The organism is Rickettsia gravesii BWI-1 (genome assembly GCF_000485845.1).
Taxonomy (GTDB): domain Bacteria; phylum Pseudomonadota; class Alphaproteobacteria; order Rickettsiales; family Rickettsiaceae; genus Rickettsia; species Rickettsia rickettsii.
The window spans coordinates 33,053-45,564 of sequence record NZ_AWXL01000010.1; the positions used below are offsets into that span (position 1 = coordinate 33,053).

Here is a 12,512-nt window from a genome sequence, read left to right on the forward strand (position 1 = left end):
GGCAATCTCAGGAATGTTGCCTGAGATTGCTTCGTCGACGCCTATTGAGTCTACTCGCAATGATGAAAAACCAAAACAAACAAATAAAACAGGAATTTCTAAAATGGATGAAATGAATAAAATAAATTATGCTGAGGCCCTTGAATATCATGAAAAAGATAAGCCTGGTAAGATCGCTATTTCTGCAACAAAGTCTTTAGTTACTCAGCAAGATTTATCACTGGCTTATTCCCCAGGGGTTGCAGCGCCTTGCCTTGAAATTGCTAAAAATTTAGAGGATGTATATAAATATACTGCTCGCGGTAATTTAGTTGCCGTAATCTCTAACGGTACTGCCGTACTTGGGCTTGGTAATTTAGGAGCTGCCGCTTCAAAACCGGTGATGGAAGGTAAAGCGGTACTATTCAAAAAATTTGCTGATATTGATGCAATTGACTTGGAAGTAAATACGGAAGACCCTGAAGAATTTATTAATGCTGTGAAGTATCTCAGTTATAGTTTTGGGGGTATTAATCTTGAAGATATTAAAGCTCCGGAATGTTTTATTATAGAAGAAAAATTAAAATCTTTAATGGATATACCGGTCTTTCATGATGATCAGCATGGAACGGCGATTATTACCGCCGCAGGGCTAATAAATGCTGCGTATCTTACTAATCGCAAGCTTGAAGATTTAAAAATCGTAGTTAACGGAGCAGGTGCAGCAGCTATTGCTTGCATTGATTTATTAATTGCTCTTGGAGCCAATAAATCAAAGATTATTGTATGTGATACTAAAGGCGTTGTTTACAAAGGACGCCTAGAAGGTATGAATAAATGGAAAGAGCTATATGCAAGTGATACCAAGTTTAGAACTTTAGCGGAAAGCTTAAATAACGCTGATGTATTTATAGGGTTATCGGTAAAAGGGGCAGTAACTAAAGATATGGTGAGTAGAATGGCAAGTAATCCGATTATTTTTGCTATGGCTAACCCTGATCCAGAAATTACTCCGGAAGATATAAAACTTGTGCGCGATGATGCGATTATAGCAACAGGGCGATCTGATTATAATAATCAGATTAATAATGTTATGGGATTTCCTTATATTTTTAGAGGAGCATTAGATGTAAGAGCTAAGACTATTAATACGGAAATGAAAATGGCTGCAGCAAAAGCCATTGCAGATTTAGCCCGTAGACCTGTACCGGAAGAGGTGTATAAAGCTTACTCAGGGCGTAAGATGGTTTTTGGTAAGGAATATATCATTCCTGTACCGTTTGATCCTCGTTTAATTACCGTAGTAGCAGCGGCGGTTGCCGTTGCTGCAATAGAAAGCGGCGTTGCTAGGGTTAAAGATTTTAGTATAGGTAAATATAAGAAAGAATTAGGTAGCAGATTAAATCCTACTGCTAACTATATGAATTTCTTAGCTGAAAAAATTCATAATGCACCGCTTAAACGGATTGTTTTTGCTGAAGGTGAAGAAGAAGAAGTAATTTCTGCCGCTCTTATGATGCGAGACAAGAAATACGGTCATCCGATTATAATTGGTCGTGTTGAACGAATTGAGGCTATGTTAAAAAAGATAGGTCAAGATATTAGCTTAGACGGAATTCAAATAATGAATGCGGCCTTAAGCGATAGTTTAGAGAAATATACTGATTATTTATATAAAAGACTTCAGAGAAAAGGTTATTTATACCGTGATTGTGCAAAGCTTGTTAAAACTGATAAGAATATTTTCGCTGCTTGTATGTTAGCATGCGGTGACGGTGATGCTCTTTTAACCAGTGTTACGAAAAGTTATATCGATAGTTTAGAAGATATCATGAAAGTCATTTCACCAAAAACTAATCGTAGCATTCTTGGCTATTCAATTATGATTGCTAAAGATAATAATATTATTATTGCCGATAATTGTATTACAGAATATCCAAACAGCTGGGAACTTGCACAAATAGCAACCCAAACTGCAGAAATTGCTAAAAATATGGGAATCACGCCTCGTGTTGCACTTCTTTCTTTTTCAACATTCGGTAATTCTTCTAAGGCAAAAACAGCTCGTATTCGTGAAGCAGTAAATATACTAGATAATTTTAGCAAAGACAAAGAAGAGCTGAGCGGCATGAAGGTAGATTTTGAATATGACGGAGAGATGTCGGTTAAAGTGGCTTTAGATAGTGATTTACGTAAATTATATAAATTTTGTAGATTATCAGGATCTGCAAATGTATTAATTATGCCTGGTTTAAATTCAGCTGCTATTTCTACTGAGTTGTTACAAGAATTTTCGTCAAACAGCTTTATAGGTCCTATAACAAACGGTTTTGAAAAACCCGTTCAAATACTTCAAGCTACAGCAACAGCTAATGAAATACTAAAAATAGCAACTTTTGCTTGCGTTGAAGCTATAAAAGAGGTTTAATTACTATATCTTTAAAATCAATTAACTTGTGAGAGGTAAAGTGGTGTCGATTACAGAACTTCATAAAAATATACAAAATATACAAGAAATTACAAAAAATTTACGAAAACATGATCCTCAAATACCTGATACCAGTAAAAAACCGTTAGCTTCTAGAGAAAATTTTGAAGATCTAATACATTCTGATTTAGGAAAGCCTGTACGAAATAAACCGCTTTCTTTTGATGAAGAGTTAAAGAAAAAAGTTCAAAGCAGACAAGTAAAGGATTCTTTCGAGCAGCAAACAAAGAGTACAGAAGAAAAAATAGATAATCATGCAAAACGTATAGAAGAATTAAAGCAAAAACAGAAAGAACTAGAAGAGAGGAAAAAGGGGCTTGAAGAAAAAAAAGCTAATTCTAATATTACTAGAGACGAAAGATGGAAAATCGCTGCAGAATTAGAAGCTATTAATAATCAATTTAAGGCTATAGAAAAAGAACATAATACTATTAATAGTGCTTCCGATAGAGAAAAAAAGTTTGATAATAAAAATAAACACTTAACTTCTACAAAAAGAGAGCCGACAGCTGCAGATTTACAGCAACAAGGAGCATTAGCAGCTATAAAACGTATGAAAGAAGAGAAGATACAGCAGCAGCAAGCAGAAGCTGTTAATCAATCTTCAAAAAATACTCCAACTATGCCTAGTGGTACTATACCGATGCCGTCTCTAATGCCTGGAAGCGGTATTCCTATTCCTCCATCGCCTCCGCCACCACCTATATCAATTCCAAAAACTATAAAAAAAGAGGCAAAGGATATTGGTAAACAAATGCCTCAAGGAGGAGATAAGCATAAAGAAGAACTAGCAAAAGCTATGAAAGCACGAAGAGAAAAAATAGAAAAGCAAAACTCAGGAAGAGGAAGGTAATTATTATAGTATCATAATGGCTCTTTTTTCAAATTTTATCATAAAATGAGCTGTTAGGCTCTATGAAGATTTCTAAGAAGATTTAATTTTGGTTATTTTTTGCTGCAAATTATAAGGTTTTTTTGAAATAGGAGTAGCTATTCTTTCAAAAATCTTATTAATTTTCGCTAAAAAATACCTCAAAATAGCAAATCAATTGGAAATCTTCATAGAGCCTAGCGAATTAGAACGATTTTACAATTTAATTGCAGTTTAGTCCAAATTTTATCTGCAGTATATATAGGATAGCCTGTAATTAATCCTAGGCTAATGCAAGCTCTGTCACCAAGAGATAGGCCAAATTGTTCTGTTTCTTTCTTTAAGCGTCCAATTTCTATAGCTTGATCAAAATCTAAGGCTACAATTTTATTTATTGAAGCTGAGATCATTTCTTTACTTTGAATAAAAGATATGTTCAATTTTTTATCTAGTTCAGCTACTACTTCTGCTATATTTACTGTAGACATAATAGATAACGGTAATACTTCTTCGACCTTGTCACTACCAGTTTCTGAGTTAAATAATGCAAGTAAAGCAGATGAATCTAAAATATATTTATTCATTATTAAATTCCTTTCTTCTTGATTCAATTAAAGAGTCAACTAATGATATGTTATCTTTATTTCTAGATTTTACTAATGCTTGAAATTCTTTAATTTTATTTTTTAGAGGAATCAATGTTAATTCTTTATCAAGTATTAGCATTAACTGATCTCCTGAAGCAAGATGTAATTGATTACGAATTTTTGCAGGAATATTTATTCTGCCATTTTCAGATATAGTAACTTTATATTCTAAGTGCATATTTTTAAAACGGTTAAAAATTGAATATATACCAAATATAAAATATTATAATTAAAACTACAATAGTAAAATAAATATAAAAGATTTCTATATTGAAATTATGCTGTAGTTGTTCCTATTTCAAAAAAGTCTTATAATTTGTAGACAAAAAGAGTAAAAATAGATTAAATTAATTTTCTTTCACACAGCCTAAATAGTTGATATCATATGATGTTGCCACAAAAAGAAAATATTATATGTCTAATTCAGCTTTTTTAGTTGCATTTTTTACAACGATTATCCGTTATTATGATTATGCTCTATTCGGTTTATCGGCTAGTATTCTTGCACAAAATTTCTTACCTAATATAGAGCAGGATAAACAACTACTCGGTTTTTTTGCTATTCTTAGTGCAGCCGTTATAGTACGACCTTTAGGGTCCTTAATTTTTGGATTTATCGGAGATAAATACGGGCGTACTAAATCTATCAAGATATCAATGTGCATGAGTAGCATTTCTACCGGATTAATTACTATTACTCCTTCCTTTGAGATAATAGGTATTTTTGCTACGGTAATACTAACATTATGTCGAATGGTTTTTTTAGCAAGCCTTGCCGGAGAAGTTGACGGAATAAAGGTTTATGTAGCTGAAAAAACAGGAAATAATCGGAAAAATTTAAATATAGGAATAGTTTCATGCTGTAGCCAAATAGGTGCATTACTTGCGGCTATAGCTTATTATTACGCTAGTAATTCCGATATCCAATATTTATGGCGTTTTAATTTCTTTATTGGTGCAATATTTGGTTTATTTGCTATTTTGATGAGAAATTTTTTTAAAGAAAGTAGCGAATTTTTAAGAACGTCATCAAAAAGTACCTTGCGGCAAATTATATGGAATAATAAACTATCCGTTATAATAGCATTACTAATAAACGGTGCTATTGGAGGAGTGTATCACTTTTTAGTAATTTTCTTAGGAGTTTTTTTAACAAAAATAGCTTTGATAAATCATCCTGAAATAAGATTTATGAATATAGCTCTTACTACTACCTATGGAATATCAGCTGTTTTTGCAGGGCTGTTTGCCGATAAAATAAACCCTTTAAGACAGATTACATGGGCTTTATTTGCCAGCATTATTGTTACTTTAGGAATGCAAATAATGTTATACAAACAAATATTTAATATTCTCTGTCCCGTTATATTAATAGGACTTGCAGCATTTTATACAGTACCGCTACAAATTATTGTTCAATCCTTATTTAAGACTAATGTTAAAATGAGGCTTTATAGTCTATCACATTCTTTTGGATGTATTATTCTATCCTCAACTACTCCTTTCTTTAGTATGTTGTTATGGCAAAATTTTAAGTCACTATCTCTAACTTTAAGCTTTTTCATATTTTTGCTTATAATATTAATGAGTACAGTGTTGGTTTTACGTAGGATGTCATCCTCACAAAAGTAAAGCCTTGTTGCATGGCTCGAAAAACCTACTCAATGTCGTCCCCGCGAAAGCGGGGATCTAGAAAAATAACTTCAATATTGATACAGAATTTACATATTTGACAAAATAAACACATAAAAAACTTGTTTTTTATGTGTTTTACTGGATTCCTGCCCCCGCGGGAATGACATAAACGAGCCATGCAACAAGACCCAAAAACAAGAATAACATCAATTGCCTTAGATATTTCTTCCGTCTTTACTGCAACCTGTAGGTTTTATGCTAGGACTACTTGAAGATTTGGAGCTTTGCTGTGCTTGTGTTCCAATTTGCTTCGCTTTTTTTGCTATTTGTACGAGGTCTTATTAGCTCATTCTCTTTCCCTGTACCTTTCTGTTTTTCTTCCTCCCATTTATCCCATTCCGCCGGTGATGTCCAGTATCTTGTTATTTTACTATCAAAGCCTTTTTCAAATTTGTTTATTAAATTTTTGGTGCTATTCTTTTTAATTTCTTTACCTCGATTTTCAAACTCAAAATTTTTCTTAGGAGTTATATAGTCAGATTGAGTATTTTCATGTTGTTTTTCTACAGTCTGTTTCTTTTCTTCTGTCCAGTATTTTTTGATTTTGCTGTCAGAGTCTGCTTCAAATTTTGCTATTCTATCTTTTATACCGGTCACTGCTCCTATAGATATTTTAGGTTGATCTTGGGTTGATTGCTTAATATGTTTCGGAGATGTATTTTTAGATAATTCATGAGTCAAAGATTCTGAATTAGATAAATTCTTTTGAACTTTTTCTATATTGGAATTTAAATATTCTATTTCGGGTCCTTTATATTCTATTATATTTTTTAATGTGGTATTAATTTCTACAAAAGATTCTTTAATCTCTTTATTAAATTTATCATCATTATTACTTATCTTACTACAATTAGTAGAAATTTTTTGAAGTTTATCTAATATATCATTAATTCTCTCATCTTGTTGAGAAGTCGATACCATACTTGCTAAAAATTCACTTCTTCCTAAATTTCTATTAACATTACTTCAATATAGAGGTATGGTAGAGGCTTTAGTATAATCTTGTGGAAATTTATCGATCTCTTCGTTAAACCTCTTTAAGAACTTTATTGTATCATCGAATATAGGATGAGTATTCCAGGAAAGAGCAGGAGGAGTCGGTATTGCTTCCTGCATTGGATGAGTTATTGCCTCAACTTGTTTCGGGAATGTATCTTTAGATAGCTTTTCATTTTGTAGCTCAGATATATAATCATCTACTGCTTCTTTTAATTTATCTAAAACAGCACTATTTTGGGAAGGAGGCAGCATTCCGGTGTCATCCCACTCTAAATCAGTATCAGTAGTTAGCACTCCAGTATCATCCCGCTCTAAAGCGATATTATCGCTTCTACGCTCCTCACAAGGATCAGTTAGCTTATAGTAATTTTTATTTAATAAACGAGGAACACGTGAATTGTCGCTCTTTTCATATTCCTTAATTTCTTCAAATATACCTAGTGTCTTATAAATATTATCTATTTTTTCTTGAGTAAGTCTTTCATTGCTTACTTCTTTTTGTTGGATAGATTTTTGTAGTTCTTTTGTTGCCGTTAACTTATCTTTTGCTGTATTTGAATTTGATATATTTTTAAATTTATTTGCTAATTCTTCAGATAATATATCAATCTTGTTATTGTTATTACTTCCGGCATATAAGACTAGAGCCTCCTTTATATTTTGCGAGATATTATCTGCATGATCTATTAACAACATCTTATATTGTAAATCTAATTCGCTTGAATTATTAGTATTACAGAAGTAATTTTTATTTACTGATATACTTTTGCTGAGTATATTTTTAGACGCTTCTATAAGTTCTTTTTCCCCGGTCTCTTCTTTATTTTTTAACTTCTCAAATAAATTTTGTAAACCATCTGAAAAATCCCTGGCATTATCAAGGTATAAAAATTTACTTCTTATAATCTCTTGTGCTTTTTGATTGGAAGCTTGTTGCACTTTTTGTTTCTCTTGTATTACTCCTAGAATGATATTTTTATCTAATGAATTAATCACATCATAAAAATTTTTCATTTCATCTAATTTTTCTCTAGGCTCTTTTATTTTTTGTAATCTCTCTCTTAATTCTTGAAATTTATCCCATTCATGTTGTTCAAGAAAAAATCCTTCTATTTTTGTATTTTTAGTATTAGGGCTTTCTCCGCTACTCAGGATTTTATTTCTAGTTGCCTGTAATCTAGATGGTTGATGAGAGTTGATATTATTAATCAAATCTAAAATTTCTTTTGATGTCTTATTAAATTCTTCATTATTAGTTGGATTTTTGATTGTTTCTTGAACTGCTTCCCTTAACTTGATTATTTCTTCTTTAAGGTTAAGCTCTACTTTTTGTTGACCGTGTGTTATAGCTTGTTCGTTTTTTTGTGAGGTAAGTACTTTTTTATCTTGCTGTATATTTAAGCTCTTTTTCCCTACTTTCTGAACAACTTCTTCCATCAATTGCAATAGATTAATATTGTCCTTTATTTCTAGTTCTTGCTCATTAGTGATCGGTAATGAATTACTTAGTCTTAATAATGCTGAAAAATCTGAAGGGGATATTAGGACATCAAGTTGAGCCTTTGTGTTTCTACCTTTTCCGTCTTCCTTAAAGCCTTCAACTTTACCAATACTAATAGGTAGATTTTTTAAATAAATTTCTTTACTAGCACCCTGTATATTTTTATCATTTGCTACTTTGAAGTTAGCTTGTTGCTGAGAAACATACGGTCCCCTAGGGTCTATTTTGTTTATTAGAGCTTCTATAAAATTAGTTGTACGTGTTATAGCTAGTTTATCTGTTTCTAAAATATTATTTAAATTAGTATTTTTTATTAAATAAAGATTTCTTATTAGCCGGTCTAATTCATTCTTATGTTTCATAATTTCCCTCTATTAATAAAAATAAACCAAAATGTAATACCAATTTATGTTTAATTAACAATACTAATAATTAGTATTAATTCAATATTTTAAATCTTGTTGCATTTGTGCTTCAATAATATAATTTTATCATTTATTTTATCGTCTCAATGAGTTTTTTAACTCCCTCGACTGATTTATCAAATAGTGCTTTTTCCTCTGCGGTTAACTGTAGTTCTATTACTTTTAGAACACCTTCTTTACCGATCATAATAGGCACTCCGACATATAAATCATGTACGCCGTACTCACCTTGTAAATGAGCGGCACAAGTTAGAATCTGACGTTTATCTTTTAAATATGACTCAAGCATTTCTATTGCTGAGGCTGCAGGAGCATAATAAGCAGAACCTGTTTTAAGTAATGCAACAATCTCACCACCGCCGTTTCTAGTACGATCGATTATTTTTTTAATATTTTCATTACTTGATAAGCCCATTTTTATCAAGTCAGGTATCGGTACGCCTGATATTGTAGAATATCTTGCAAGAGGTACCATAGCATCGCCGTGACCGCCGAGAACCGTGCTATTAACATTGCTAACCGATACTTTAAACTCTTCAGCAAGAAAAAGATTAAATCTTGATGAGTCAAGTACTCCTGCCATACCGATTACTTTATTGTGAGGCAATCCGCTTTCTTTAAGCATGACATATACCATAACATCAAGTGGATTGGTAATTACTATTACAAAGGCATCAGGAGCGTATTTTTTAACATTTGCTGCAACCGTTTTCATAATACCGGTGTTAATGCTAATTAAATCGTCTCTACTCATCCCTGGTTTTCTTGGTAAACCGGCAGTAATAATTATGGCATCAGATCCTTCAATATCTTTATAGTCGTTTGTGCCTTTTATTTTGATATCAGACCCAGCTATTGTACCGGCTTGCATGAGATCCAATGCTTTTCCTTGTGGTACTCCTTCAGTCACATCAAATAACACGATATCGCCGAGTTCTCTAAGGCTAATTAAGTGAGCAAGCGTACCACCTATGTTACCGCTACCTATTAATGAGATTTTTGGATTTTGTTTCATTACTCCCTCTACAAATATTAAATATGTCTATTACTATATTACAAATAGATTCAAGAAAAAAGAATTTTTAAATTATATTGTTAATTGGTTAATTCATAAAAATTAACCATTCACATTAACTTTATTAAAATAGATTAATATAATGCTGAGTCGAAAATACCATGAAACATGGAATTTTAATAAAATAACTAAAAAAAATAATTATGCCTAAAATTTCTAAGTTAATAAATATTTTTAAATCTTGTATAGGAAAGGGGAGTAATGCAAAAGAATGTAAAACCGCTCCAGAAATGTTTCATGATTTACGCATTAGTATTAACAATAGTCTTAATAGTAAAACAGTAAAGATGTTAGTTTTGATACGGTAGATAGCCCAGAAAACAAAAGTACCCTACATTATGTAACTGACTTAGCAGACCTTAAAGAGTTACTGCAAAAAGGTATTGATCCTAATATACAAGATGGGAATGGTGATACTGCTTTAGAGGTTACAGGTAATTTTAAAAAAGCCAAAATGTTACTTGAATATGGTGCTACGGTGAATGACTATAAACAGATGGGTGAAGTATTACATTACTGTGGTCGTAACTCAGTAGAAAACAAAATTATTCTTTCACTATTAAGGCATAACAATGCTAATACTAATTTTACAAAAGTAAATTTAGTAAGACAATGTAAAGAACCGTATGAAGAGGCAGAGCGGTTAATAAAACAAATTGAAAAAATAGAGGGCTTAATATATCAAAGTAAAGCAGTAGAGACGTTAAGAGTATATGTTGACAGATTACAGAGCTTAAAAAATAAATATGAAAAAGCAAAGGATAGTAGCCAAGCTGTTTTAAAAATAATATTAGATTATATTAAAAATCAATAGAGTGATGGTTTAAAAGCTCAACTTAGTTATTACTTGTCAAAATCTAGGGTTAAGCGAAGATTATTCGGAAGTAGCTCAAGAAAATGCAGTATATAAGTGCTTGGATGAGGCTTTTGATTTGCTTGATCAAGGATTAATAGGAGAGGATGTTCAAAATACAGTAGTTTGATTCATAGCATCAAGCAATTTTTGAAAAGCACTGGTCATTCCTGTTCAGCATTGTATGCATGGATCGTTTTATGTCATTCCCGCGTAGGCGGAAATCTAGTAAAACCTATAAAAAATTTGTTTTTTTTAGGTTTATTTTTTTAATAAATAACTTCTATATCGATATTTGAAGTTATTTTGCTAGATCCACACAATAATGCTAAGCTAGGAATAACATCGTACGCCTTTTCTGAGTCATGCAACAACGCCTACGTAGCTCATGAAGATTAGGTTATCAACGCAAGCAAGCCTTCGCAGGAATGGATATCCTTATCAATGTTGTATCATCTTATTATAATATTTCGATAAAACTTTCACGCCATATAGCCATAATAGACATACGATAATAAAACTAAACATTAATAAACCGGCTATGTCGTTATGTACGGCGTTCGGGAAAATACTAAAGGATATGAATTGAATAATAGCACCTATTGATTTACCGATTTTAGTACCCATAACATCAACTGCAGCTTTACCTTTGGTCTTCATTTCACTATCGAGCGGAATATATACCATTTCTTTAGTAGCATCAAAAAGTGAATATTTTACAGATTTAGAAAGTATATGCCAAAGTCCGCCGATAAAAACTATAACGACAAGCGGCGCACTATGGCCGAGAGTGTTTACGATATTTCCTAGGTGATTTTCAAAAACCGTGAATGAAAAGAACATAACACCTGCTCCAAACATCATAATCGGTGTTATAATAGCTCCCCAAAACCAGCCGCATATTCTAATTAAACTACTGCCTAAAAACGCACTAACTAACGTGAGTACTCCCGTCCAAAAAAACACTTTACCGTGATAGGCTATAAAATCCTTTGTAGCGGGATAGAGTTGCTTTACTTTGGACATCCATAATCCTTCTATTAGGCTAATACTCATAGAATAAGACATTACAAGAAGACAAATAAAACCGAGATATCTAGAAGTTAATATTACTTTTGCACTTTCGACCAAGCTTAATTTTAATATATCCGTTCTTTGGTTTTTAAATTTAATATTTTTGTCAGCTTCTACGACTGATTTATCAATAAGTTTATGAAGAGCTAGACAAATTAATCCGGATATTAAAATAACCGTAATAAATGATTTTAAAAGAATTTCATTTGTATCGTTTAGATGAGAAAATAAAGGTAATAAGAAATGCTTACTTTTAGCAAAATAAATAATTATGGTTCCTGAGATGAGTAAATTAGTTTGTCCGAATAAAGTAAAAAATGAGTAAAATCTTGGTGCTTCTTCGACTTTAGTAATTTTATTTGCAAGCTGCCAATATAAAAGAGTAAAGACTATAACCGGCCATAACTCTCCCATAATATAAAATAATACCAAACTCCACTGTCCCCAAATTATTAAAAACCATTTTAAGTGAGGAAGAACAGTGATATAGTGCTTAATTAATTCGGGATCGGGATGAAAAAACTCTCTGTACGGAAATAAAATAAAACCAAAAATTGCGAAGAAAAATAAAAAAGTACCGGTAATTATCCTAAAAACTTGCTCTGTTGTCATAATATTACAGAGTTTAGAATAAAAAATAACAAATAAAATTCCCATCGGCATTTCGCCCCAAAGTTTGATAAAACTCAATACTTCCGAGCTAATTAAGGTAACAACAAAACTATCTTTAATACTACGAACTAAGTTTTGATTAAGTAGAATAAAAAACATTAGTAAAGCCATCGGGATGAACTTGGTTAATTCATACGATCTAATCGGCCATACTATATGCCTAAATTTACTGTTTCTGGCTTTATTCCAAATTGTGAAATTAGAATCTACGCTATCCATTGATTTACTATGAG

10 protein-coding genes are annotated in these 12,512 nt (G+C 31.8%); 4 read left to right on the forward strand and 6 right to left on the reverse strand.

Features of this window, described 5'->3' with window-relative positions:
* Nucleotides 1-103 precede the first annotated feature (103 nt).
* Together RGRA_RS0103375 and RGRA_RS13300 are read left to right on the forward strand one after the other, a co-directional pair.
* Nucleotides 104-2,407, forward strand: a complete 2,304-nt coding sequence (locus RGRA_RS0103375; protein WP_017443106.1) for an NADP-dependent malic enzyme — start codon at nt 104-106, stop codon at nt 2,405-2,407.
* A gap of 43 nt (nt 2,408-2,450) precedes the next feature.
* Entirely contained in the window at nt 2,451-3,320 is an 870-nt protein-coding gene (locus RGRA_RS13300; RefSeq protein WP_236609780.1) for a hypothetical protein, read from the forward strand.
* Between the two features lie 215 nt (nt 3,321-3,535).
* On the opposite strand, the gene RGRA_RS0103390 is transcribed toward RGRA_RS13300, so the two are convergent.
* Together RGRA_RS0103390 and RGRA_RS0103395 are read right to left on the reverse strand one after the other, a co-directional pair.
* On the reverse strand, nt 3,536-3,922 hold the full coding sequence (locus tag RGRA_RS0103390; protein WP_017443104.1) for a type II toxin-antitoxin system VapC family toxin: 387 nt from the start codon (nt 3,920-3,922) through the stop codon (nt 3,536-3,538).
* Complete coding sequence (locus RGRA_RS0103395; RefSeq protein WP_017443105.1) at nt 3,915-4,163, reverse strand: AbrB/MazE/SpoVT family DNA-binding domain-containing protein; 249 nt, start codon at nt 4,161-4,163, stop codon at nt 3,915-3,917. Before RGRA_RS0103395 ends, RGRA_RS0103390 begins: the two co-directional genes overlap by 8 nt.
* Nucleotides 4,164-4,399: 236 nt before the next feature.
* On the opposite strand from RGRA_RS0103395, the gene RGRA_RS0103400 reads away from it, so the two are divergent.
* On the forward strand, nt 4,400-5,617 hold the full coding sequence (locus RGRA_RS0103400; RefSeq protein WP_017442985.1) for an MFS transporter: 1,218 nt from the start codon (nt 4,400-4,402) through the stop codon (nt 5,615-5,617).
* Nucleotides 5,618-5,884: 267 nt separating this feature from the next.
* Here the strand turns inward: RGRA_RS0103400 and RGRA_RS13305 are convergent, their stop codons facing one another.
* The 3 genes from RGRA_RS13305 to mdh form a co-directional block, all read right to left on the reverse strand.
* Entirely contained in the window at nt 5,885-6,601 is a 717-nt protein-coding gene (locus RGRA_RS13305; RefSeq protein ID WP_017442986.1) for a hypothetical protein, read from the reverse strand.
* 45 nt (nt 6,602-6,646) lie between these two features.
* Nucleotides 6,647-8,542 (reverse strand): hypothetical protein, encoded by a 1,896-nt coding sequence (locus tag RGRA_RS13310; RefSeq protein ID WP_017442987.1) that lies wholly within the window; start codon nt 8,540-8,542, stop codon nt 6,647-6,649.
* A gap of 133 nt (nt 8,543-8,675) precedes the next feature.
* Nucleotides 8,676-9,620: a malate dehydrogenase gene (gene mdh, locus RGRA_RS0103420; RefSeq protein WP_017442988.1), complete on the reverse strand. Its 945-nt coding sequence runs from the start codon at nt 9,618-9,620 to the stop codon at nt 8,676-8,678.
* A gap of 514 nt (nt 9,621-10,134) precedes the next feature.
* Between mdh and RGRA_RS0103430 the strand changes: the two genes are divergently transcribed.
* Complete coding sequence (locus RGRA_RS0103430; protein WP_017442990.1) at nt 10,135-10,494, forward strand: hypothetical protein; 360 nt, start codon at nt 10,135-10,137, stop codon at nt 10,492-10,494.
* Nucleotides 10,495-10,974: 480 nt separating this feature from the next.
* Here RGRA_RS0103430 and tlc2 read toward each other — a convergent pair whose 3' ends face one another.
* Nucleotides 10,975-12,498, reverse strand: coding sequence for a nucleotide exchange transporter Tlc2 (gene tlc2, locus RGRA_RS0103435; RefSeq protein WP_017442991.1), 1,524 nt, complete (start codon nt 12,496-12,498; stop codon nt 10,975-10,977).
* Nucleotides 12,499-12,512: the final 14 nt, after the last annotated feature.

Coding starts and splice junctions, on each gene's coding strand:
- RGRA_RS0103375 (WP_017443106.1), top strand. CDS start 104: ATGGATGAAATGAATAAAATAAATTATGCTGAGGCCCTTGAATATCAT.
- RGRA_RS0103390 (WP_017443104.1), bottom strand. CDS start 3,922: ATGAATAAATATATTTTAGATTCATCTGCTTTACTTGCATTATTTAAC.
- RGRA_RS0103395 (WP_017443105.1), bottom strand. CDS start 4,163: ATGCACTTAGAATATAAAGTTACTATATCTGAAAATGGCAGAATAAAT.
- RGRA_RS0103400 (WP_017442985.1), top strand. CDS start 4,400: ATGTCTAATTCAGCTTTTTTAGTTGCATTTTTTACAACGATTATCCGT.
- RGRA_RS13305 (WP_017442986.1), bottom strand. CDS start 6,601: ATGGTATCGACTTCTCAACAAGATGAGAGAATTAATGATATATTAGAT.
- RGRA_RS13310 (WP_017442987.1), bottom strand. CDS start 8,542: ATGAAACATAAGAATGAATTAGACCGGCTAATAAGAAATCTTTATTTA.
- mdh (WP_017442988.1), bottom strand. CDS start 9,620: ATGAAACAAAATCCAAAAATCTCATTAATAGGTAGCGGTAACATAGGT.
- RGRA_RS0103430 (WP_017442990.1), top strand. CDS start 10,135: ATGTTACTTGAATATGGTGCTACGGTGAATGACTATAAACAGATGGGT.
- tlc2 (WP_017442991.1), bottom strand. CDS start 12,498: ATGGATAGCGTAGATTCTAATTTCACAATTTGGAATAAAGCCAGAAAC.